21 protein-coding genes and 1 riboswitch are annotated in these 22,308 nt (G+C 68.4%); of the genes, 7 read left to right on the top strand and 14 right to left on the bottom strand.

Translation table 11 applies throughout. From position 1 onward, the window contains the following. Positions 1-6 precede the first annotated feature (6 nt). The 4 genes from thiC to ACSQ9I_RS04640 all read right to left on the bottom strand — a co-directional run bounded on the left by thiC (position 7) and on the right by ACSQ9I_RS04640 (position 4,550). Positions 7-1,887 carry a phosphomethylpyrimidine synthase ThiC gene (thiC, locus tag ACSQ9I_RS04655; RefSeq protein WP_093109489.1) on the bottom strand — a complete coding sequence of 627 codons (1,881 nt, stop codon included), beginning with the start codon at positions 1,885-1,887 and terminating at the stop codon, positions 7-9. Positions 1,888-1,965: 78 nt separating this feature from the next. Then, positions 1,966-2,070: riboswitch (TPP riboswitch) on the bottom strand. Between the two features lie 27 nt (positions 2,071-2,097). Next, entirely contained in the window at positions 2,098-3,075 is a 978-nt protein-coding gene (locus ACSQ9I_RS04650; RefSeq protein ID WP_436312414.1) for a rhodanese-like domain-containing protein, read from the bottom strand. A 3-nt stretch (positions 3,076-3,078) separates the two neighbouring features. Beyond that, complete coding sequence (locus tag ACSQ9I_RS04645; protein ID WP_436312413.1) at positions 3,079-3,921, bottom strand: DUF3047 domain-containing protein; 843 nt, start codon at positions 3,919-3,921, stop codon at positions 3,079-3,081. Positions 3,922-4,112: 191 nt separating this feature from the next. Further along, positions 4,113-4,550: a YchJ family protein gene (locus ACSQ9I_RS04640; protein ID WP_436293802.1), complete on the bottom strand. Its 438-nt coding sequence runs from the start codon at positions 4,548-4,550 to the stop codon at positions 4,113-4,115. A gap of 112 nt (positions 4,551-4,662) precedes the next feature. On the opposite strand from ACSQ9I_RS04640, the gene ACSQ9I_RS04635 reads away from it, so the two are divergent. Then, positions 4,663-5,397: a response regulator transcription factor gene (locus tag ACSQ9I_RS04635; protein ID WP_436312412.1), complete on the top strand. Its 735-nt coding sequence runs from the start codon at positions 4,663-4,665 to the stop codon at positions 5,395-5,397. Here ACSQ9I_RS04635 and iaaH read toward each other — a convergent pair whose 3' ends face one another. The 9 genes from iaaH to ACSQ9I_RS04590 all read right to left on the bottom strand — a co-directional run bounded on the left by iaaH (position 5,398) and on the right by ACSQ9I_RS04590 (position 14,664). Further along, positions 5,398-6,918 carry an indoleacetamide hydrolase gene (gene iaaH, locus ACSQ9I_RS04630; RefSeq protein ID WP_436312411.1) on the bottom strand — a complete coding sequence of 507 codons (1,521 nt, stop codon included), beginning with the start codon at positions 6,916-6,918 and terminating at the stop codon, positions 5,398-5,400. A gap of 81 nt (positions 6,919-6,999) precedes the next feature. After that, complete coding sequence (locus ACSQ9I_RS04625) at positions 7,000-7,131, bottom strand: hypothetical protein (protein ID WP_280142657.1); 132 nt, start codon at positions 7,129-7,131, stop codon at positions 7,000-7,002. A gap of 126 nt (positions 7,132-7,257) precedes the next feature. Next, positions 7,258-8,388 carry an acyl-CoA dehydrogenase family protein gene (locus ACSQ9I_RS04620; RefSeq protein WP_436312410.1) on the bottom strand — a complete coding sequence of 377 codons (1,131 nt, stop codon included), beginning with the start codon at positions 8,386-8,388 and terminating at the stop codon, positions 7,258-7,260. Positions 8,389-8,410: 22 nt separating this feature from the next. Beyond that, positions 8,411-9,658, bottom strand: a complete 1,248-nt coding sequence (locus ACSQ9I_RS04615) for a glutamate carboxypeptidase (protein WP_436312409.1) — start codon at positions 9,656-9,658, stop codon at positions 8,411-8,413. 141 nt (positions 9,659-9,799) lie between these two features. Continuing rightward, positions 9,800-10,315, bottom strand: a complete 516-nt coding sequence (locus ACSQ9I_RS04610; RefSeq protein ID WP_436302841.1) for a hypothetical protein — start codon at positions 10,313-10,315, stop codon at positions 9,800-9,802. A gap of 112 nt (positions 10,316-10,427) precedes the next feature. After that, positions 10,428-11,612, bottom strand: coding sequence for an acetyl-CoA C-acyltransferase (locus ACSQ9I_RS04605; protein WP_436312408.1), 1,185 nt, complete (start codon positions 11,610-11,612; stop codon positions 10,428-10,430). A 91-nt stretch (positions 11,613-11,703) separates the two neighbouring features. Then, on the bottom strand, positions 11,704-13,515 hold the full coding sequence (gene aceK / locus ACSQ9I_RS04600) for a bifunctional isocitrate dehydrogenase kinase/phosphatase (protein WP_436312407.1): 1,812 nt from the start codon (positions 13,513-13,515) through the stop codon (positions 11,704-11,706). Positions 13,516-13,519: 4 nt separating this feature from the next. Next, positions 13,520-14,227, bottom strand: a complete 708-nt coding sequence (can, locus tag ACSQ9I_RS04595) for a carbonate dehydratase (protein ID WP_093109601.1) — start codon at positions 14,225-14,227, stop codon at positions 13,520-13,522. A gap of 41 nt (positions 14,228-14,268) precedes the next feature. Beyond that, the gene (locus ACSQ9I_RS04590) at positions 14,269-14,664 is read right to left on the bottom strand and encodes a MerR family transcriptional regulator (RefSeq protein ID WP_093109477.1); all 396 of its coding nucleotides are present in this window, start codon (positions 14,662-14,664) and stop codon (positions 14,269-14,271) included. A gap of 98 nt (positions 14,665-14,762) precedes the next feature. Between ACSQ9I_RS04590 and ACSQ9I_RS04585 the strand changes: the two genes are divergently transcribed. The 6 genes from ACSQ9I_RS04585 (at position 14,763) to ACSQ9I_RS04560 (ending at position 21,399) form a co-directional block, all read left to right on the top strand. Beyond that, a complete protein-coding gene (locus tag ACSQ9I_RS04585) occupies positions 14,763-15,824 on the top strand; it encodes an MBL fold metallo-hydrolase (protein WP_436302838.1) in 1,062 nt (353 codons plus the stop codon). Then, the gene (locus tag ACSQ9I_RS04580) at positions 15,821-17,149 is read left to right on the top strand and encodes a leucine-rich repeat-containing protein kinase family protein (protein ID WP_436312406.1); all 1,329 of its coding nucleotides are present in this window, start codon (positions 15,821-15,823) and stop codon (positions 17,147-17,149) included. The genes ACSQ9I_RS04585 and ACSQ9I_RS04580 overlap by 4 nt, the downstream gene beginning before the upstream one ends. 13 nt (positions 17,150-17,162) lie before the next feature. Beyond that, complete coding sequence (locus tag ACSQ9I_RS04575; RefSeq protein ID WP_436312405.1) at positions 17,163-18,077, top strand: pseudouridine synthase; 915 nt, start codon at positions 17,163-17,165, stop codon at positions 18,075-18,077. 61 nt (positions 18,078-18,138) lie between these two features. Then, positions 18,139-18,768 carry a response regulator gene (locus tag ACSQ9I_RS04570; protein ID WP_436308545.1) on the top strand — a complete coding sequence of 210 codons (630 nt, stop codon included), beginning with the start codon at positions 18,139-18,141 and terminating at the stop codon, positions 18,766-18,768. After that, entirely contained in the window at positions 18,761-20,572 is a 1,812-nt protein-coding gene (locus tag ACSQ9I_RS04565) for an ATP-binding response regulator (RefSeq protein ID WP_436312404.1), read from the top strand. Before ACSQ9I_RS04570 ends, ACSQ9I_RS04565 begins: the two co-directional genes overlap by 8 nt. A gap of 56 nt (positions 20,573-20,628) precedes the next feature. Further along, a complete protein-coding gene (locus ACSQ9I_RS04560; RefSeq protein WP_093109471.1) occupies positions 20,629-21,399 on the top strand; it encodes an SDR family oxidoreductase in 771 nt (256 codons plus the stop codon). A gap of 12 nt (positions 21,400-21,411) precedes the next feature. Here ACSQ9I_RS04560 and ACSQ9I_RS04555 read toward each other — a convergent pair whose 3' ends face one another. Continuing rightward, positions 21,412-22,302, bottom strand: coding sequence for a M48 family metallopeptidase (locus ACSQ9I_RS04555; RefSeq protein ID WP_093109470.1), 891 nt, complete (start codon positions 22,300-22,302; stop codon positions 21,412-21,414). Between the last annotated feature and the right edge of the window lie 6 nt (positions 22,303-22,308).

Raw genomic sequence — 22,308 nt, 5'->3', positions numbered from 1 at the left:
CCCGGCTCAACGCGCCTGGATCGGGATGTAGATCTCGCCCCCGCCGGCCTTGAACTCGGCCGACTTGCCCGCCATGCCCTCGTCCAGGGCCTTCGCCTCGTCGATGCCGCGCTGCGCCGCGTACTCGCGCACCTCCTGCGTGATCTTCATCGAGCAGAACTTCGGGCCGCACATCGAGCAGAAATGCGCCACCTTGCTCGAGTCCTTGGGCAAGGTCTCGTCGTGGAATTCGCGCGCGGTGTCGGGGTCCAGGCCGAGGTTGAACTGGTCCTGCCAGCGGAACTCGAAGCGCGCCTTGCTGAGCGCGTCGTCGCGCGCCCGCGCGCCCGGATGGCCCTTGGCCACGTCGGCTGCGTGGGCCGCGATCTTGTACGCGATGATGCCCTGCTTCACGTCGTCGCGGTCCGGCAGGCCCAGGTGCTCCTTGGGCGTGACGTAGCACAGCATCGCGGTGCCGGCCCAGCCGATCATGGCGGCGCCGATCGCGCTCGCGATGTGGTCGTAGCCCGGCGCGATGTCGATGGTCAGCGGGCCAAGCGTGTAGAAAGGCGCCTCGTGGCAGTGCTTCAGCTGCTCGTCCATGTTGGCCTGGATCATGTGCATGGGCACGTGGCCGGGGCCCTCGATCATGGTCTGCACGTCATGCTTCCACGCGATCTGCGTGAGCTCGCCCAGCGTGCGCAGCTCGGCGAACTGGGCCTCGTCGTTGGCGTCCGCGGCGCAGCCGGGACGCAGGCCGTCGCCGAGCGAGAAGCTCACGTCGTAGGCCTTCATGATCTCGCAGATCTCCTCGAAACGCGTGTAGAGGAAGCTCTCCTGGTGGTGCGCGATGCACCACTTGGCCATGATCGAGCCGCCGCGCGAGACGATGCCGGTGCGGCGATCGGCCGTGAGATGGATGAAGGGCAGGCGCAGCCCGGCATGGATGGTGAAGTAGTCCACGCCCTGCTCGGCCTGCTCGATCAGCGTGTCGCGGTAGATCTCCCACGTGAGGTCTTCCGCCACGCCGCCGACCTTCTCGAGCGCCTGGTAGATCGGCACCGTGCCGATGGGCACCGGGCTGTTGCGCACGATCCAGTCGCGCGTGGTGTGGATGTTGCGGCCGGTGGACAGGTCCATCACGTTGTCGGCGCCCCAGCGGATCGCCCACACCAGTTTTTCCACCTCTTCCTCGATGCTGGAAGTGACGGCCGAGTTGCCGATGTTGGCGTTGATCTTGACCAGGAAGTTGCGCCCGATCGCCATCGGCTCGACTTCCGGATGGTTGATGTTGGCCGGGATGATGGCGCGGCCGCGCGCCACCTCGTCGCGCACGAACTCGGGCGTGATGATCTTCGGGATCCGCGCGCCCATCGGGTTGCCGGCCAGGCGCTTCTCGCGCGCCGCGTCGGCCAGGTACTCGGCCATCCATTCGCGCTTGCCGTTCTCGCGCAGCGCCACGTATTCCATCTCGGGCGTGACGATGCCGCGGCGCGCATAGTGCATCTGGCTCACGTTCATGCCGGACTTGGCACGCAGCGGCGTGCGCTGCAGCCCCGAGGCGGCGGCGCGCAGCTCGGCCAGGCGCTGCGCATCGCGGTCGGCATGGGTGGCGCCGTCGTCGAGCATCTGGTGGGTGCGGCCTTGATAGCTTTCGGTGTCGCCGCGCTCGGCGATCCAGGCGCCGCGCACGCCGGGCAGGCCCTGGCGCACGTCGATCTCGGCCGAAGGGTCCGAGTACGGGCCCGAGGTGTCGTAGAGCGACACCTGCTCGCCGTTGGTGAGCAGCACGTCGCGCACAGGCACGCGCAGGTCGGGCCGGCTGCCGGCGATGGCGCTCTTGGTCGAGGCAGGAAAGGGCTCGCGCGTCAGCGTGAGCAGCGAGGCGAACTTGTCAGGGGCATTCATGCGGGGCACTCCGGTTCGTTGGACGGGTGCTCCGCGATCGCTCCAGGATCGGCACGGCGGAAAAAAGAATGTCCGGGGCCGGGGAGTCGCAGCTCTTCTTACGCTGGTATGAACCAGATCAAGTTCGCGGGTTCGGCGTTTGGCCATCTCAGCACACATCTGCGTGCACCCCGGAGCGGGACCGATTCTAGGCCTCGTTCGCGGCAGGGATCAAGCGGGATGTGCGGCGATGTCCGGCGCGCCGGCCGGCAGTGCCTCTTCATCGACCTCGATCGCGGCGGCGGCGCTCCAGGCCGAGAGCCCGCCGGCGAGCACGCGCACGCGCGGCAAACCGGCCTTCATCAGCACGCGCGCGGCAGCGATGGCGGACTCGTCGTTGGGGCAGTCGCAGAACACGATGAGTTCGCGCCCGTCGGCAAAGGCAGCCAGCTCGACGGGGAGCTCGCGCAGCGCGATGCCGATGGCGCCCGGAATCGCGCGCGGATCCAGCGCGCGTCCCTCGGCGGAGCGCACGTCGATCAGCGTCGGGCGGGCACCGGCCGCGAAGGCTTCGCGCAGCGCGCCGGCCTCGATATGCTCGATGTCGTCGGCAGCGAGCGCGATGCGGCGCCGGCGATAGCGCCAGGCGACGAAAGCGACGAGCACCAGCGTGCCGACAGCCGCAGCCGTGAGGCCGACGCTGGACAGCACCGCCAGCACGTCCTGGATCGCCGCGTGGAAGATGCGGCCCAGCAGGAGGAAGCCCAGCGTCCAGATCAGCGCGGCCACGGTCTCGTAGGACAGGAAGCGCGTGTTCGACATGCCCAAGGCGCCCGCCATCGGCGGCGCGACCACCGACACGCCGGGCACGAACTTGGCCGCGATCAGCGACAGCCCGCCCCAGCGGCCGAGGATGGCCTCGCTGCGCCGTACGCAGGAGTCGGCCGACAGCGAGATGCGGCACAGGAGGCGCATCACGCGGTAGCCCCAGCGGCGCCCGGCCAGGAACCAGGCGCCGTCGCCGAGGATGTTGCCGACCAGGGCGGCCGCCAGCACGGCGGCGAATGACACCTGCCCGCCGACCGACAATCCGCCGGCGATGACGAGAAAGGGCGCGGCCGGCACCGGCGCGCCGAGGCGGGTCGCCAGCGTGGCGAAGAACACCACGGCGGCACCCTGGGCCGAGAGGAGCGTGACGAGATCGTCCATCCGCTATTCCCCGGGCACGGGACGCCCCGCCGCAAAGCCTCCGGCGCTGCGCGTGGGCGCGATGCTGCGCAGATCGATGTCGGAAAAATAGGCCAGCCCGTGGCCCTGCGTGTTGTCCGCGTCGGCCGAGATCGCGACCGCGACCACGTCGGGCATGGTGTCGCCGGCCTCGTCGCCGAAGACGCGCCGGTAGTCGGTCAACAGGTTGCGGCGCTCGCTCGCCCATGTGCCCGGCGTGGCGGCCGGCCCCGACTCGAGCACCACCATGCGCATGCGCTGGGTGAAGGCGTTCACGAGCGTGCTGCCCTTGGCTTCCTTGTTGTCCCATACGTAGCACAGCGCTTCGCTGGGCACCTGCTCGCCCGTGGTGCGCCGTGCCAGCGCCAGGCGCGTGCGCTCGCCGAAGGACAGCCGGTCGGTGGGGAAGTCGAAGAACACGCAGAGCTTGGCCGCGCCGTCGTCGCCGCTGCGCTTGCGCAGGTCGGCGTCCTTCACGAAGTCGTCGACGCGCCAGCGCCAGGCCAGCGTGGTGGAGGCGTCGAGCGGCACCTGGGTGGCATGCACGAGGTTGCCGTAGGACTGGTCGGCTTCGACCTTCAGGACACGGCGGCCATCCTGCTGCACGACCTCGAAGCGGGTCGGCGTCTTGTTGGGCAGCGTGGTGAAGCGCCACGGCGCAGGGGCTTCGGCACCGCGCGCGCTCGAGAAAGGCGTGATGTCGGCGGCGTCGCCGGCGTGTGCCGCCGGGGCGCAGGCCATCCAGAGCGCAGCGCCCAGGACCGGTGCCGCCAGCATGGCCCAAAGCCACTGCCGGTATGCGGTCGGAATCCTCGTGCTGCGGGTCATGTCGCCCTCTGGTCCAGGTTGTGTTGAAGTCTGGAAGAGAGTGTGCGGGCACAACGGCCGCGGATAAATAGGCCAAACGGAATCGGACTGTCTCCGTTCTGGACACAATGGCGCGCCGCGCGCTATCGAATTGCTAGCGCGCAATGCAGGCCGCGCGCGGCGGCAACAGATTTTTCAGTTGCCCCGCGGCTTCAGCGCAGATCGCCGTCGAGGTAGTACCAGCGGCTGACTGCGCCGTCGTCCTCGCGCACGAAGCGGCTGCGTTCGTGCAGCCGGGTCGCCACGCCCGCGCTGCTGCGCTGGCGGGCGACGAACTCGACCTCGGCATGGTCGGCGTCCAGCACCGAACGCGAGCGCACCTCGAGGCCCAGCCATTTGACGCCGGGCTCGAAGCCGAGCGTCGCAGGGCGCGTCGACACGTGCCAGGTAGCGAGCAAATAGTCGGCCCGCTCGAGCACGAAAGCCGTGTAGCGCGAACGCATGAGCGATTCGGCGTCCGTCGCTGGCGTGCGCTCGAAATCGTCGAGGTAGCGCCCGCAGCACTGGGCATAGGGCAGCGGCAGCTCCCGGCGGTCGCGGCGTCCGCAGGGGCAGGGAACGCGCGCGGAGTTGGGAGAGGAAGTGGACATGAGGGAAGGACAGATTCTCGCGCATTGTGCAAACCCTCTCGCAAACCCTGAATCGCCACGGATGGCGCGGCACTTGCTCGCGCACTAAGCTCGGCACAAAGAGGAGGCGGCCATGTACCTGAGAGCTTCGGAACAGCACGCGCTGCGCGGCATCTTCGCGCTGCTCGCAGAAAGCCAGGGCGAACGCGAGATCCGCGAGCGCATCGGCTGGGCACTGCTCGACCTGCTGCATGCCGACCAGTTCGCCTCCTTCGTGTGGGATGCCGAGAGCGGCAGCTTCGGCCGCCGGGTGGCGCTCAACATGGACCCGGCCAATCTCGACCGCTATGCCGAATGGCACCAGCACCATGATCCGATCACCTTCGTCCTGCAATCGCGCCGCCGTGCCACCCGCGTGACCGAAGTGATGCCGCAGCGCGAGCTGATGCGCACACCCTTCTTCAACGATTTCCTCTCGCGCGACGGCCTGCACTGGGGCATGAACCTGCACGCCTTCCATGGCGAGCGCGCGCTGGGCGACCTGCGCATCTGGCGCTGCCGGGGACGCGGCGACTTCGGCGCGCACGAGAAGGCGCTGCTGGACCTGATCGAGCCGGCCTTCGCCGGCGCGCTGGAGCGCGCGCAGCGCGTCGACGCAAAGCCTGCTGCTGCGTGGCCGCAGCTGAGCCCGCGCGAGCAGCAGGTCGCACGGGCGGTGCGCGAGGGTCTGACCGACAAGGACATCGCGCGGCGCATGGAAGTCGGCGTGCCGACGGTGCGCACCTACCTGCGGCGCATCTTCGGCAAGCTCGGCATCGAGCGCCGTTCGGCGCTGGCCGGCTGGACCGCGCCCGGCAGCGATCGCTGACTACTTCGTGGGTGCCGGCAGTCGGCCCAGCACCCCTTCGACCGCCAGCCCCAGAGCCAGCAGCTTGCGGTCGCTTCCCGCCGGGCCATCGAATTCCAGCCCGATCGGCAGGCCGCTCGTGGCGCCCAGGCCCGAGGGCAGTTGCAGGCCGGGGATGCCGGCGTTGCCGGCGGGGTCGGTGTTCTGGATCAGCGCGCCGAAGTTCTTCGGGCTGCTGGCCTCCGGCGTGGCGGCTAGCGCGACGCGCGTCACCGTCGGAAACACGAGCGCATCGAGCCTGTTCGCCTTGAAGGTGTCGCGGTAGAGCTTCTGCAGCGCCGGCCGGGCCTTGGCGATAGCGTTGTCGTAGGCAGGCTTGGCATCGACCACGCCGTTGGGGGCCGGCAGCTTGCGCGGGATCACGAGGCCTTCGAAGGCACCCTTGACATCGGGGCTGGCAGCGGCCGCGGCCAGCTGTCGGATGTCGACGCCGGTGCGGTACTTCGCGAGGTAGGCCACCATGTCGTCGTGCGCCTCGTAGAACGCGATCGGGAAGCCGGCCGCGCCATTGAGCTCCATCAGCTTCGGCATCTCGACGTCCACCAGCGTGACGCCTGCCGCGCGCAGCTTGGCCAGCGCCGCATCGGTGGCGGCCTTGGTGTCGGCATCGAGGTTCGCGAAGAAGGCCGGCACCACGCCGAGCCGCACGCGCTTCAGCTCGGCCGGCACCAACGGTGCGCCGCCGGCGATGGCTCCGTCGAGCAGCGCCAGGTCGGCCACCGACAGCGCCATCGGCCCGGCGGTGTCGCGCGTGTGCGAGACCGGCGCGATGCCCTGCTGCGAATAACGGCCCACGGTCGGACGCAGCGCCGCGCATCCGTTGAAGGCGCAGGGAATGCGCACCGAGCCGCCGGTGTCGGTGCCGAGCGCAGCCGGCGCCATGCGCGCACCGAGCGCCGCGCCGTTGCCCGAGGAGGAGCCGCCCGCGATGCGGGTCGCGTCATAGGCATTGCGCACGCCGACCTCGGGCCCGCTCTGGAACGCGGGGTTGTAGCCCGTCACGCCGAAGGCCAGCTCATGCATGTGGGTCTTGCCCAGCACGATCGCACCCGCCGCGCGCAGCTTGGCGACCACGGGCGCATCCGTCGACGGCACGAAACCCTTCAACGCCGGTGTGCCGGTGGTGGCGGGCAGGCCCTGGACCTGGATGTTGTCCTTGATGACCACCGGCACGCCGGCCAGCGGCTTGCACGGGCCGCCGCGCTTGCGCGCGGTGTCGGCCGCGCGCGCGGCCTTGAGGGCGCCGGCCTCGTCGAGCGTGATGAAGGCATTGAGCTGCGGCTTGGCCCTGGCCTGCGCGAGGTAGGCCGAGACCAGCTGCTCGCTGGTCAGCGAGCCGGCGCAGAGGCGCTGCGCGGCCTCGCTGGCGGTCAGCGTGGCGATGTCCGGGGGCGCGGATTGCGCGTGGGTCTGCAGGCCGAGCCCCGCGATGCACGAGAGGGCCGCTGCGCGAAGGGCCAGGGCGGAATTCGAATGAGACATGGCGAGAGCTCCGAGGAGAGAGGCCGCCATGTTGCGCCGCTGGGCGGCGCCTGTCTGTCATCCAGATCGATGACAGCAGAGCTAGGGCCTGCGTTGCACCGGCTTCCGAGCGCGCGCGAGGCGCGCCTTGGCCTGCTGGCCCACATGATCGATCAGCCAGCCGCCCAGCATGACCATTCCAAGCACGCCGAGAGTCATGAGATCCGTTGCCATGATGCGCTCCTCATCGTTTCCACTGGCACCAGTCTGGTCGTTCGCAGCGCGCGCGTGAATCCGCCAATCGGCAGGGAACCTGGCCGCAGGCGCCATACAGCTTTCGACAGTGCGAAGCTGCCATGTTCAAGCCAGGGCGCGCTGGATCAGGAGTTTCTGGATGTCGGAGGTGCCTTCGTAGATCTGGCACACGCGCACGTCGCGGTAGATGCGTTCCAGCGGGAAGTCGTTGACGTAGCCGTAGCCTCCGAGCGTCTGGATCGCCGCGCTGCACACGCGCTCGGCCATCTCGCTCGCGAAGAGCTTGGCCATCGCCGCCTCCTTGAGGCAGGGCCGGCCCGCGTCGCGCAGGCTCGCCGCATGCCAGATCAACTGGCGCGCGGCTTCGAGCTGGGTCGCGCATTCCGCGAGCCGGAAGCCGACGGCCTGCTGCTCGAAGATCGAGCCGCCGAAGGCCTGGCGCTCCTTGGCGTAGGCCAGCGCCACCTCGAAGGCGCTGCGCGCCATGCCCACGCTCTGCGCGGCGATGCCGATGCGGCCGCCCTCGAGCGCGCCGAGCGCGATCTTGTAGCCCTCGCCCTCCTGGCCGATCAGGTTCTCCGCCGGGATGCGGCAGGCGTCGAAGTTGATCTGGGCGGTGTCGCTCGAATGCTGGCCCAGCTTGTCCTCGAGCCGCGCGACCGTGTAGCCCGACGCGTCGGTGGGCACGATGAAGGCGCTCATGCCGCGCTTGCCCGCGCCCTTGTCGGTGACGGCGATCACGATCGCGACCTGGCCGTTCTTGCCGCTGGTGATGAACTGCTTGACGCCGTCGATCACCCAGCCGTCCGCGTCCTTGCGCGCCGTGCTGCGCAGCGACGAGGCATCGCTGCCGGCCTGCGGCTCGGTCAGGCAGAAGGCGCCGAGCATCTGCCCTTGGGCCAGCGGTTGCAGCCACTTCTTCTTTTGCTGCGCATTGCCGTAGCGCATGAGGATCGCGTTGACCGGGCAGTTGGTGACGCTGATCGCGGTGCTGGTGCCGCCGTCGCCGGCCGCGATTTCCTCCAGCACCAGCGCGAGCGTCAGGTAGTCGAGGCCGGCGCCGCCGTCTTCCTCGGGCACGCAGATGCCGTAGGCGCCGAGCGCCGCCAGGCCTGCATGCGCTTCCTTGGGAAAGCTGTGCTCGCGGTCCCAGCGCGAGGCATGAGGCCAGAGTTCGGCTTGCGCAAAATCGCGCACCGCGTCGCGGATCGCTTCCTGGTCGGCGTTGAGCAGCATGGTGACCCTCCTGCCTGCCTGTTTACTTCGATGCGCCGAGGTCCATGATCAGCTTGCTGGCCATGTAGAGGCGGCGCGGGATGGCGTCGATCATCACGTACTCGGCGGAATCGCTGTGGTAGCCGAAGCCCGGCAGGCCCAGGCTTTCGATCACCGGCTTGCCCGAGAGCGCCGCGTAGGCCGCGTCGGTGCCGCCGCCGGTGCGCTCTTCCACGCCGAGCGTGCCGCCCGCTTCCTTGTAGTAGGCCACCGCCTTGTCGACCAGCTTCTTGCCGCCTTCGCCGGCATTGAAGGCCGGACGGCCGCGCGTGGCCAGCACCTTGATCTCGGAGTTCGGCAGCTTTTTCTTCTGCGCGCGCTCTTCCAGCGTCTTCATCGCGGCTTCCAGGTCTTCGTTGCGCGCATAGCGCACGTCGGCGTTGAGGCTGGCGCTGTCGGGAATGATGTTCGACACCGCACCGGCCTTCGCGATGGTCCAGTTGAAGCGCAGGTTCTGCGCCTTGTTGTCGATGTCCATGGTGCGCAGCACCAGGTCGGAGGCCTCGACCAGCGCATTGACGCCGAGCTCGGGCGCCGCGCCCGCATGCGATGCCTTGCCCTTGATGTTGACCTGCACGTAGGCGATGCCCGAGGTGCCGAGCGAGAGCTTCTCGGCTTCGGCGCCGGTGGGCTCGAAGGAGAGCACGTAGTCGCTCGCCCTGGCCTCTTCCTGGATCAGGTCGCGCGAACCGAAGGAGCCCTTCTCTTCGTCGGTGTTGAACAGCACGGTGAGCGTGCCGAAATCCTGGAAGCCGCGCTCCTTGAGCAGCTTCAGCGTGTGCAGGACGACCGCGTTGCCTCCCTTGTCGTCGGCGATGCCGGGGCCGTAGGCCTTGTTGCCTTCGACGCGGAAGGGCGCCTTGGCCAGGATGCCCTTCAGGTAGACCGTGTCCATGTGCGACATCAGGAGGATGTTCTTGCCGCCCTTGCCCTTCAGCTTGCCGACGATGTTGTCGCCGACCACGATGCCGGTCGACTTGCTGCGCGTGACAGTGAAGCCCAGCGCCTTGAGCTCATCCTCGAAGTACTTGCCCGCGGCGGCCATGCCCTCGGCGTCGCCGGTGCCGGTCTCGATGTTGACCAGCCGCTCCAGCGTCTTCACGACGGCCGGCTGCTCGGCGGTGGCGGCGCTGAAAAGCGCCTCGTCACGCGTCTGGCTCCAGGCGGCGGGGGCAAGGAAAGCGGTGGCGAACAGTGCGGCGAGCGCGTGGCGGGGAATGGCCGGAAGCATGAACAGGGTTTCCTAGGAGTGGGCAAGCCCATCATTCTAGGTACCGCTCAATGCGACACGGCTCGCCCCCGCGCCGAACAAGAAATGTCACAGCGCGCGGCGATATGGCAAAAAAATGTCAACCGCGCACTGTGCCTGTCGCTAGGCGGCGATCAGCGCGGCCGAGCGCGCAATGGCTCGCGCACTCAGCTTGGCGGCGGTTCGCAGCACGCCGTCCCAGTAGCGCTCGACTGCTTCGAGGCCGCCGGCTTTTTCCTGCAGCTCGAAGGGAACGCAGAGGGTCCAGTCCTTGATGCCGAGAAAGTGAGTTCGAAAGACCTCACCATGAAACTCGGCGGTCTCTTCCGCGCTGACGTCGCGCGTGATGGAGGGCCCGTTTTCGAACTGGGCCCGCAAGGCGCCCAGATAGCCCTTTGCCATGCTGGTTCGGAAGCGCGCGAGCTCGTGGTCCGTCAGCTTCTGGCGGGCCTCCAGGCCCAGGCCGGGCACCGTGCGGCCCCGTGCCTCGGGCGGCAGGCTGTCGTCGACATCGCCGGCGGCCCAGCACGCGTAGTAGTAGCCGCGGTCGGCGAGGTAGTCATAGGCCGTATGGATGCGCCCTTGGTCGACCAGTGCGCGAAGCTTGTCGAACTGAGCCTTCGAAATCGGAGACGGCATGAAAAGAGAACTCCAGCGTGGAAAGGTCGCGCATCGAATGGACGGCGCCTTTTTTCCAACGGCCGCCGCCTTCGTTGCGGTCTGAACTGCAGTTATCGTGCCTGCTCTTGCCTCAGACCAATTCGAGCGCGACCGCCGTGCCCTCGCCGCCGCCGATGCACAGCGTCGCCACGCCGCGCTTCTTGCCTTTCTGCTGCAGCGCATGGATGAGCGTGACCATGATGCGCGCGCCGCTGGCGCCGATCGGGTGGCCCAGCGCGCAGGCGCCGCCGTGCACGTTGACGATGTGGTGCGAGACGTCGAGCTCGTGCATCAGCGCCATCGGCACCACGGCGAAGGCTTCGTTGACTTCCCACAGGTCGACGTCCTTCACGCCCCAGCCGGTCTTCTTGAACAGCTTGGACACGGCGCCCACGGGCGCGGTCGAGAACCATTCGGGCTGCTGAGCGTGGGTGGCATGGCCGACGAGGCGCGCGATCGGCCTGGCGCCGAGCTTCTTGGCGGTGCTCTCGGTCATCATCACCAGCGCGGCGGCGCCGTCGTTGATCGACGAGCTCGAGGCCGCGGTGATGGTGCCGCCCTCTTTCTTGAAGGCCGGCTTGAGGGTGGGGATCTTGTCGAGCTTGACCTTGCCGGGGCCCTCGTCGATCTCGATCACGGTGTCGCCGCCGCGACCCTTGACCGTGACCGGCGCGATCTCGGCCTTGAAGGCGCCCGAGGTGGTGGCGGCCTTGGCGCGCTCCACGCTGGCGATCGCGAAGGCGTCCTGCTGCTCGCGCGTGAACTTGTACTTGGCCGCGCAGTCCTCGCCGAAGGTGCCCATCGAGCGGCCGGGCTGGTAGGCGTCTTCGAGGCCGTCGAGCATCATGTGGTCGAAGATGCGGTCGTGGCCCATGCGGTAGCCGCCACGGCCCTTGAGCATGAGGTAGGGCGCGTTGGTCATGCTCTCCATGCCGCCCGCGACCATGACTTCGTGCGTGCCCGCGAGCAGCAGGTCGTGCGCGAGCATCGCGGCCTTCATGGCCGAGCCGCACATCTTGCTGAGCGTGACGGCGCCGGCGCTGTCGGGCAGGCCGCCCTTGTAGGCCGCCTGGCGCGCCGGCGCCTGGCCCTGGCCGGCCATCAGGCAATTGCCGAACAGCACCTCGCCGACCGCGTCGGGCGCGATGCCCGCGCGCTCGACGGCCGCCTTGATGGCCACGCCGCCCAGGTCGTGCGCCGCGAGAGAAGAAAAGTCGCCCTGGAAGCCGCCCATGGGGGTGCGGGCGGCGCCGACGATAACGATGGATTCGGTCATGGAAGTTGCTCCTTTAGAAAAATGTGCACTAGCAAAAATCTACTCTCGGGGTTGGCGGAGCGACACGAAGTGCGCGCAGCCTGGGGGCGAGCTAAAAGTAAGGCGCATGGCCATCGTGAATGAACCGCTGCGCCTCGTCGTAGGGAAAAACGTCCAGCATCTGGCCGGCCTGGATGCGCTCCTTGTGGCTTTGCCAGAAGGCGGCGTCGAGCAGGTCGGCATGGTGGGCCATGAAGGCCTCGCGCACCGCCTCGTTGCCGAGCAGGAAGGGGCCGAAGGTCTCGGGGAACACGTCCTTCGGGCCGACCGAGTACCAGACCTCGCCGCTCATCTCGTCTTCCTCGTGGATCGGCGTCGGCACGCGGCGGAAGTTGCAGTCGGTGAGGTATTCGATCTCGTCGTAGTCGTAGAACACGACCTTGCCGCCGCGCGTGACGCCGAAGTTCTTCCACAGCATGTCGCCGGGAAAGATGTTGGCCGCAACCATGTCCTTGATGGCATTGCCGTACTCGATGACCGCATGCTCCAGTTGCTTGCCCGCGCGCTTGGCATGCTCGGGATGCTCCATCTGGTCGAGGGCTTCGTGCAGGTAGATGTTGAGCGGGATCATGCGGCGCTCGATGTAGACGTGCTTGAGCACCACCTCCATCTCCCCGTTGCCGTCGCGGTCGCCGATCTCGAGCTGGCTGGGCGCGAATTTCTGGATCTCCTCGATCAGCTCGGGCTCGAAGCGGTCGAGCGGGAAGCCGACGTCGCTGTACTCCAGCGTGTCGGCCATGCGGCCCACGCGGTCGTGCTGCTTGACCAGCATGTACTTACCCTTGATCTGCTCGCGCGTGGTGTCCTTCTGCGGCGGGTAGAAGTCCTTGATGACCTTGAACACGTAGGGGAAGGACGGCAGGTCGAACACCAGCATCACCATGCCCTTGATGCCGGGCGCGATGCGGAACCTGTCGCTCGAGTAGTTGAGGTGGTAGAGGAAATCGCGGTAGAAGAGCGTCTTGCCCTGCTTGGCCAGCCCGAGTGCGTTGTAGATCTCGGCGCGCGGCTTGCGCGGCATCAGCGAGCGCAGGAACTGCACATAGGCCGAGGGCACTTCCATGTCGACCATGAAGTAGGCGCGCGCGAAACTGAAGAGCATCTGCAGGTCTTCCTCGCCGAAGAGCGCCGCGTCGATGTAGAACTTGTCCGCGCTGTCGTGCAGGATCGGCAGCGCGAAGGGCAGTTCGATGAAACCGTTGATGATCTTGCCGACCACGTAGGCGCCCTTGTTGCGGTAGAACAGGCCCGACAGCACCTGCAGCTGGAAGTTGGCGCGCAGCTTGACCTGGTGGAAGCGCCCGAGAATGGCGGCCGCCACGCGCTCGGCGTCGCGCTTCAGGTTGGCGTAGCCGCCCTGCAGCGCGTAGTCCTCGAGCATGCGCTCGATGGTGTCGGCCAGCGTCTCGCGCTCGGGGTAGTAGGCGCGGTAGGTGGGCGCATCGCGCGGCTCGATGTACTCGGTGCTGATGGCCGGCCGCACGAAGATGAAGTCGTTCTGGAAGTAGGCGCGGTGCAGGATCTTGGTGGTTACCGAGTTGAAGAAGCTCTCGGCCAGCTCGGGCTGGTGGTGGTCGACCAGGAGGCCGATGAAGTGCAGCTTGACCTGGTGCCAGACGTCCATCGGCTGGTCGCCGGCCTTGAACTCCTTCTCGAGCCGCGCCACCGCCTCGCTCACCCGCAGATCGTAGAACTCGATGCGCTCGCGCTGCGCCCGCTGCTGGCCGTGCCAGTCGGCGGTTTCGAAGCGGTGCTTGGCGCGCGCCGACTCGGCGCGGAACAGCTGGTAGTGGCGGTTGAAGCCGTCGCGCATCGCCTTTGCGATGTCGTAGGCCAGCGGCGAGTCGAGGCGCTGGGGGAACATGGTCTCAGTCGGTTTCCTTGAGCACGTCCGGAACGGGTTGGGCGGCTTCGCCCGGCTTGCTCCACTTGTAGCGAATGCGCTGCACCGCTGCGCGGTACAGGTTGTCCAGCGGCTTGGAGCCGTCGACGGTCATGCCCAGGTCCTCGAGCAGCCCGTCGTGCACGCCGAAGGCCCAGCCGTGGATGGTGACCGTCTGGTTGCGGCTCCAGGCGTCGACCATGACGGTGCTGACCGCCACATTGACCACCTGCTCCGCCACGTTGAGTTCGCACAGCGCATCGGCGCGCACGGTTTCCGGCAGGCTTTCGAGCATGACCCGGTGCCGGTCGCGCACGTCCTGGATGTGGCGGATCCAGTTGTCGGCGATGCCGATGCGCGCGCCTTCGAGCGCGGCCTGCACGCCCGAACAGCCATAGTGGCCGACCACCATGATGTGCCGGACCTTGAGGCGCTCGACCGCGAACTGGATCGCCGACAGCGCGTTGAGGTCGGAGTGCACCACGATGTTGGCCACGTTGCGGTGCACGAACACTTCGCCCGGCTCGAGGCCGGTGATCTGGTTGGCGGGCACGCGGCTGTCGGAGCAGCCGATCCACATGTACTTGGGGGTCTGCTGCTTCACCAGGCTGGTGAAGAAGCCGGGGCGATCGCGCTCCATCCGCGCAGCCCAGCTGCGGTTGTGGGAGAACAGGTCATCGAGGTTGTCGGGCATGGTGTTGTCCATTGTCGGTGACTGGGGTGAATATCGGGCCCTCAGCGGGCCTTGGGTTTGACGGCACGCGCGAGCGCGGCGCGCGCCTGCTTTTCCTGTGCGCGGACCTCGGCGAGGTTGGTCTCCAGCTCGGCCAGCTGGGCCTCGAGCTGGGCGCGGTGGTTGCCGAGCACGCCGAGAAAGCGCTGCAGCTGCGCGGCCGTGTCGCGCGGGCTGTCGTACATGTCAAGGATCTCCTTGGCCTCGGTCAGCTTCAGGCCGAGCCGCTTGGCGCGCAGGGTGAGCGTCAGCCGTGCACGGTCGCGCGCGGTATAGACGCGCTGCTGCCCGGCGCGCTCCGGGGCGAGCAGCCCCATGTCCTCATAGAAGCGGATCGCCCGCGTGGTGAGGTCGAATTCCCTGGCGAGTTCGCCGATGGTGAAAGTCTGCGAAGGCATGATGCGGGTGCGGGGTTGCGGCGGTGACAGCACATTCGGGCTGCACTGCCTACAATGATGGCTCTTCCCCATGACGTTTACGTTAACGTCAATCGTACATGAACCTCCTCGAACGCGAACTCCAATACCCCTTCGGCGACACGCTGCCTGCACCGGGCGAGACTTTCGAGGTCGCGCCCGGCGTGCGCTGGATCCGCATGGCGCTGCCCTTCGCGCTCGACCACATCAACCTCTGGCTCTTGCGCGACACGCTCGACGGCGTCGAGGGCTGGACGGTGGTGGACTGCTGCATCGCCCACGATGCCTCGCGGGCGCAGTGGGAGCAAATCTTCACCACCCAGCTCGAAGGCCTGCCGATCCTGCGCGTGCTCGTGACCCACATGCACCCCGACCACATCGGCCTGGCCGACTGGCTGTGCGAGCGCTGGAACGCACCGCTGTGGATCAGCGCCACCGACTACCACGTGGCGCGCGTGCTCACCAGCGCCGGCGACACGCTGGCCGGCGGCGACGCGGCGGCGGACTTCTTCGCCTCGCACGGCCTGGTCGACCCCGAATCGGTGGCCAAGATTCGCGCGCGCAGCAACTACTACGCGAACATGGTGCCCGCGGTGCCGGCCAGCTTCGTGCGCCTGCTCGACGGCGCCACGGTCTCGATCGGCGGGCGCGCCTGGCGCTGCATCAGCGGCTACGGCCACGCGCCCGAGCACATCGCGCTCTATTGCGAGGAGCTTGGCGCGCTGCTCGGCGGCGACATGATGCTGCCGCGCATCTCGACCAACGTGAGCGTGCATGCGGGCGAGCCCGAAGCCAATCCGCTGCGCCTCTTCCTCGACAGCATCGAGCGGTTCAAGACCCTGCCTGCGGGCACGCTGGGCCTGCCCTCGCACGGCAAGCCCTTCACCGGCATCCACCGGCGCGTCGAGCAGTTGCAGGAGCACCATCGCGACCGCCTGGCCGAGCTGCTGGAGGCCTGCACGCAGAAGCCGCACAGCGCGGCCGAGGGCCTGCCGATCCTGTTCAAGCGCCAGCTCGATCTGCACCAGATGACTTTTGCGATGGGCGAGACGGTGGCCCACCTGCACCTCTTGTGGTTCGAAGGGCTGCTGCAGCGCCGCAAGGGCGAGGACGGCGTCTACCGCTTCGGCGTGTTCGCATGAACAACACGCTGGCCCAGCTGCGTGAGGGCCGGCTGGCCGGTGTCCGGCGGCTGGACCTCGCGTGCGGACTCACCGAGTTCCCGCGCGAGATCTTCGAACTGGCGGACACGCTGGAGGTGCTCGATCTCTCGGGCAATGCGCTCAGCGCCCTGCCGGACGACCTGGGCCGGCTGCACCGGCTGCGGGTGCTCTTCTGCTCGAACAACCGCTTCACGCGTCTGCCCGAATCGGTGGGGCAATGCGCGCAACTCGATATGGTGGGCTTCAAGGCCAATCGCATCCGCAGCGTGCCGGCCGCCTCGCTGCCGGCGTCGCTGCGCTGGCTGATCCTGACGGACAACGAGATCGAGGCCCTGCCGCCCACCATCGGCCGCTGCACGCGGCTGCAGAAGCTGATGCTTGCCGGCAACCGCCTGCAGTCGCTGCCGGCCGAGATGGCCGCCTGCCAAGGGCTCGAGCTGCTGCGCATCTCGGCCAACCGCCTCGATGCCCTGCCCGAATGGCTGCTCTCGCTGCCGCGGCTTTCGTGGCTGGCTTTCGCGGGCAATCCCTTCGACGATCGAGCCGAAGCGGCGGCGCTGGCCGCAGAGGCCATTCCGGCCATCGACTGGAACTCTCTCTCGCTGCAACACAAGCTCGGTGAAGGCGCTTCCGGCCTGATTCATCAGGCGGACTGGACCGGGGCTGACGGTGGCATCCAACCGGTGGCAGTCAAGCTGTTCAAGGGTGCCGTCACCAGCGACGGCTGGCCTCACAGCGAGATGGCGGCCTGCATCGCCGCCGGCGCGCACCCCAACCTGATAGCAGTGCGGGGCCAGGTCGGCAACCACCCCGAGGCCACGCCCGGCCTCGTGCTGGCGCTGGTGGATCCGCGCTTCGCCAACCTGGCCGGCCCGCCCAGCCTGGCTTCCTGCACGCGCGACGTCTATGCCGATGCCGCCGGCTGGCCGGTGCCGACCGCGCTGCGCATGGCGCGCGGCATCGCCTCGGCCGCGGCACAGCTGCATGCGCACGGCATCCTGCACGGCGATCTCTACGCCCACAACATCCTGTGGGACGGCCAGGGCGACTGTCTCCTGGGCGACTTCGGCGCCGCCTCCTTCCTGCCGTTGGACGACGGCGCGCAGGCCCAGGCGCTGCAGCGCATCGAGGTGTGCGCCTTCGGCCATCTGCTGGCGGAGCTGCTGGCGCGCTCCCGGCCGGCCGACGGCGAGGACCATGCCGCGCTCGCACTGCTGACTGGTCTTCAGGCACGCTGCGTGCAGCCCGAGCCCGCCGCGCGCCCGGCCTTCGCCGAGATCGCATTGGCCCTCGCAGCCGCCTGAGCGCGAACCCGCCATGCCCGCTCCCCTGCCGCTGCCCACCCGCGACGGCGTCGGCCCGAGCTGCGTCGCGCTGCCGCCCGGCCCCTGGCCCACCATCGCCGAGTTCCTGGTGCAGCGCTTCGCGGCCATCCCGCGCGCCACCTGGGAAGCGCGCATGCGCTCGGGCGAAGTGGTCGACGAGCACGGCGTGCCCGTCACCGAAACGCGGCCCTACCAGCCGCGGCTGCGCATCTACTACTACCGCTCGCTCGAGACGGAGCGCCGCATCCCTTTCGACGAAGTCATCCTGTTCCAGGACGAGCAGCTGCTGGCCGTGGACAAGCCCCATTTCCTGCCGGTCACGCCGGTGGGCAAGTACGTGCAGGAGAGCCTGCTCGTGCGCCTGAAGCGCAAGCTGGGCCTCGACGACCTGGCGCCCCTGCACCGCATCGACCGCGAGACCGCCGGCGTGGTGCTGTTCTCGGTCCAGCCCGCGACCCGCGGCATCTACCACGCGCTGTTCGCCGAGCGCGAGATCGCCAAGCACTACGAGGCCATCGTACCCTGGCATGGCGATCTGGCGCTGCCCGCCGTGCGCCGCAGCCGCCTTGTGGACGATTCGCATTTCATGCGCATGCGGGAAGTGCCCGGCGAGCCCAACTCCGAGACGCGCCTCGAGCTGCTGGAGGCCGGCGAGGGCTGGGCCCGCCTGCTTCTCGCGCCGCTCACGGGACGCAGGCATCAGCTGCGCGTGCACTGCGCAGCGCTCGGCATGCCGATCTGCAACGACGCGCTCTATCCCGAGCTTCTGCCCGAAGGCGACGAAGACTTCGAGCGGCCGCTGCAGCTCTTGGCCAAGGGGCTGGCCTTTCGCGATCCGGTCACCGGCATTCGGCGCGAATTCAAAAGTGCAAGAGCGCTTTCACTGCCGCTTCGACCAAAGTCTTAGCCCGTTCATTCCGGCCTCAATCTGATGAATACTCGGGCCAGAGGTACCGATGAACGTATTGATGATTGATGACCACGTGATGTTCTTGCAGGGCATGAAGAACCTGCTGAGCGTCCTGGTTCCCGAGCTGCGCGTGGAGACCACGGGCGAAATGACGAATGCCGCGAAGCTGGTGGAGCTCGCGGAGTTCGACCTGGTGCTGCTCGACTGGCACCTGGCCGATTGCGATGGCGAAGAGTCCATTCGCCGGCTGCGCGATGCGGGCTGCATGGCGCGCATCGTGGTGCTGTCCGGCGAGACCAACGCCACGCTGATCCGCAACTCGGTCGACCTGGGCGCGGCCGGCTTCATTCCCAAGAAGTACAGCTCGGAAATGATGGTCGCTGCGCTGCGGCACGTGCTGGCCGGACGCATCTTCCTGCCGCTGGAAACCCTCAACGCGGCCCCGCCCGATGTCGAAGCCCAGCCGAACACGGGCAACGACCCTCGGCTCGCAGGCCTCACCGCGCGCCAGATGGACGTCTACCGCGCAGCCGCGCGCGGCCTGCCCAACAAGCTCATCGCACGCCAGCTCAACATCGCCGAGTCCACCGTCAAGGCCCACCTGACCGCGGTCTACACCGCGCTCGGCGTGCGCAACCGCACCGAGGCCGCCTACCAGGCATCGCGCGAGGGCATCCGCATTGACTGACACCGCGTCCGCGCCGATTCCGCTCGCCGGCAGCACGCGCGAGGCACGCATCGGGCGCCGCATTCTTGAGCGCCGGCTGGCGCTGATCCTGCAGTACTCGCGGCGCCTGCCGCTCAACTACCTGGGCTACATCCTGGTGGCCTTCATCGTCTGGCGCCAGGGCGTGCAGGTCTGGCCCTGGATCTGGCTGGCCCTCACCGGCGCCGTGATGGTGTACCGCTGGCGCCTGGGTCTGGCAGTGGAGCGCGCCGAACCCGAGACCCAGCTGCAGTACCTGCCGCGGCTGCTGCGCGGCTTCGACCTCAACGGCATCTCGACCGCGGCCATCGTTCCCTTCGCCTTCTTCGCGCCAGGAGACTTCGCGCCGCTGGCGGTGGCCGCGGTGCTGATGGCCGGCTGCACCATCGGCGCCGCCTCGGTCGCGGGCTCGCAGCGCGCCTTCGTGGGCTTCTGCACGCTCACCTTCTTGTGCCTGGGCGGCGGCTGGGCCTGGCGCGGCGGGGCGGTGGGTTACATGTTCGGGGCCGGCATCGTGCTCGTCTATTTCATGCTGCTGGCCACCGTCAGAGACCAGGGACGCATGCTGCACAAGCTCATGAATGTGGTCGACGACAACGCGGTTCTGTCCGAAGCCGTGCGCCAGGAGCGCGACCGCGCCACCGCCGCCAGCGAGGCCAAGACGCGCTTCTTCGCGGCCGCCAGCCACGATCTGCGCCAACCGCTGCATGCGCTCTCGATCAACGCGACCACGCTGGACATCCTGGCCCGGCGCGCCACCGATCCGCTCCTGAAAGAGGTGAGCCGCGGCATCGGCAGCGCGCTGCGCCAGAGCAGCGGCCTCCTGGACGGCCTGCTGGACATCTCGCGCCTCGACGCCCACACCATCGAAGCCAAGTTCGCGCCGCACGACATCGGCGCCGTGCTGCGCGCCTCGCGCGACGAATATGCGGCGCTGGCGGCGCAGCAGGGCCTCTTCATGAAGGTGCTGGCGCCCGACGCGCCGCTCTGGGGCCTCACCGACGGCGACCAGCTGATGCGCATCGTCGGCAACCTCGTGAACAACGCCATCAAGTTCACCACCAGCGGCGGCGTGACGCTGTCGGCACAGCCGGGGCCCGACGGCCGGGTCGTGGTGCGGGTGAGCGACACCGGCCCCGGCATCCCGGAGAACGAGCGCGAGCGGGTGTTCGAGGAGTTCTACCAGATCGGCAATCCCTCGCGGGACCGCGCGCAGGGCCTGGGCCTCGGCCTCGCGATCGTGCGCCGCACGGCCGACCTGTTGAAGATCGAGCTCAAGCTGGACAGCGAGCCGGGCCGCGGCACCACCTTCGAGCTCCATATCGCGCCTGCCGTTCCGTTGGACGACTCCCACCCCGAGGTGGCGAATTCGCTGGCGCGTTCCTTCGACGGCACTCGCCTGGCCGTGCTGCTGGTCGACGACGAGGCCGAGGTGCTGTCCGCGATGTGCACCTATCTGCACCAGCTGGGCTGGTCGGTGAAGGGCGTCGCCAACGGCCTCAAGGCCGAGCAGGCGCTGGCCGAGGGCTTCGAGCCCGACGTGATGGTGGTGGACTACCGCCTGCGCGAAGAGACGGGCCTCGACGTGATCGAAAGACTGCGCCAGAAGAAGCCGGATCTGCCGGCCGTGATCGTGACCGGCGAGACCGCGCCGATGCGCTTCCGCGAGTTCTCGAGCGTGGCGGCGCGCATCCTGCACAAGCCGCTCGACGGCGACCGGCTCGCGCGCACCCTGCAAGAGGTGGTGCTGGCGCTGGACGAAGAGGAACCGCTGGCACCAAGGTGACGGCGGCCGGCGCCCGTGCGCACTAAGCTCCTGCGCATATTCAGGAGACACAGCGCATGGACACCACCCGACTCTTTTCGCTCGAGGGCCGCAGCGCCCTCATCACCGGCGGTTCGCGCGGCATCGGCCGCATGATCGCCGAAGGCTTCCTGGCGCAGGGCGCCCGCGTCTACATCTCGGCGCGCAAGGCCGCGGCCTGCGACCAGACGGCCAAGGAACTCTCGGCCTTCGGCCACTGCGTCTCGCTGCCGGCCGACGTGTCGACGCTGGAGGGCGCGCAAGCCCTGGTCGACGCCTATGCCAAGCACGAAGGCACGCTCGACATCCTGGTCAACAACGCCGGCGCCGCCTGGGGTGCGCCCTACGAGGAGTTCCCCGAAAGCGGCTGGGACAAGGTGGTCGACCTCAACCTCAAGACCCCCTTCTTCCTGACCAAGGCGCTGACGCCGATGCTCAAGAAGGCGGCTACCGACCACCTGGCGAAGGTCATCAACATCGCCTCGATCGACGGCATCTCGATCAATCCGCAGGAAACCTACTCGTACGCGGCCAGCAAGGCCGGGCTGATCCAGCTCACGCGCCGCATGGCGCTGCGCCTCGCGCAGGACCGCATCGTCGTCAGCGCGATCGCGCCGGGCGCCTTCGCTTCCGACATGAACAAGGTCGCGCGCGACCATGGCGACGAGATCAAGGGGCACATTCCGGCGGGACGCATCGGCGAGCCGGAAGACATGGCGGCTGCGGCGATCTACCTCGCATCGCGCGCTGGCGATTACGTGATGGGCTCGACGCTGGTCGTCGACGGCGGCGTCACGCACGCACGCTGAACGACACCCGGTTCACCACGTCGGAACCGGGTGCTCCTTGAGCTGCTGCCGCAGCGCGCCGTAGTCCGGCAGCACGCTCTCCACCGTCTCCCAGAAGCGCGGGCTGTGGTCCATCACGCGCAGGTGGCTCAGTTCGTGCGCCACCACGTAGTCGATCACCGACATCTTGAAGTGCACCAGCCGCCAATGCAGCCGGATCGCGCCGTCGGCGCTGGCGCTGCCCCAGCGCGTGGAGGCGTTCGACAGCGCCAGCTTGCGCCAGGCCACGCCGAGGCGGGGCGCAAAGTGGTCGAGCCGCTCGGTGAAGACGCGCCGCGCCTGGCGCATGAGCCAGGCTTGCGCGGCATCGCGGATCTGGGCCTGATTGGCGTTGTTCGCCAGCGCGAGGCGCAGCGTGTGCGGCGCAACGCCCGCCCCCGCATCGAGCATGGCGCCGATGCCGTCGAAGGCATGGTGCGGATCGAGCCGCACCACCACCGGCTCGCCGAGAAAGGGAAAGCTGACGCCGTCCTTCCACTCGATGCGCGCCGCTTCCAGCCGCGCATGGCGCTGCTGCGTCTCGGACAGCTTGCGCAGGATCCAGTCGGCCTTCTCCTTCACCGCGGCATCGACATCGCGCAGCGCCACCCAGCGCGGCGCGCGCACCGACAGGCCCTCGGCACCGACCACGAAGCCGATGGTGCGGCGCTTGCCGCGCGTGAACTCATAGGCCACGCGGGCGTCGCCCAGCACGAGCTCGCGCGTGGCGCGCGGATGGACGAAGCTGGCCGGGCTCATCGCATCGGCCAGCGGGATCGCAGGCGGGAAGACGGTGCCCGCCGGCGCTTGTTCGACGGCGGGCGCAGGCGCAGGCGGCGCAGGCTCGTCGAACAGGTCGAGCGTGAACTGCAGTAGGCTGCGCATGGCCGG

The organism is Variovorax sp. LjRoot84 (assembly GCF_964254305.1).
Classification (GTDB): domain Bacteria; phylum Pseudomonadota; class Gammaproteobacteria; order Burkholderiales; family Burkholderiaceae_C; genus Variovorax.
Note: the sequence above shows the minus strand (reverse complement) of the source record. Positions and strands in the feature narration are given on the sequence as shown.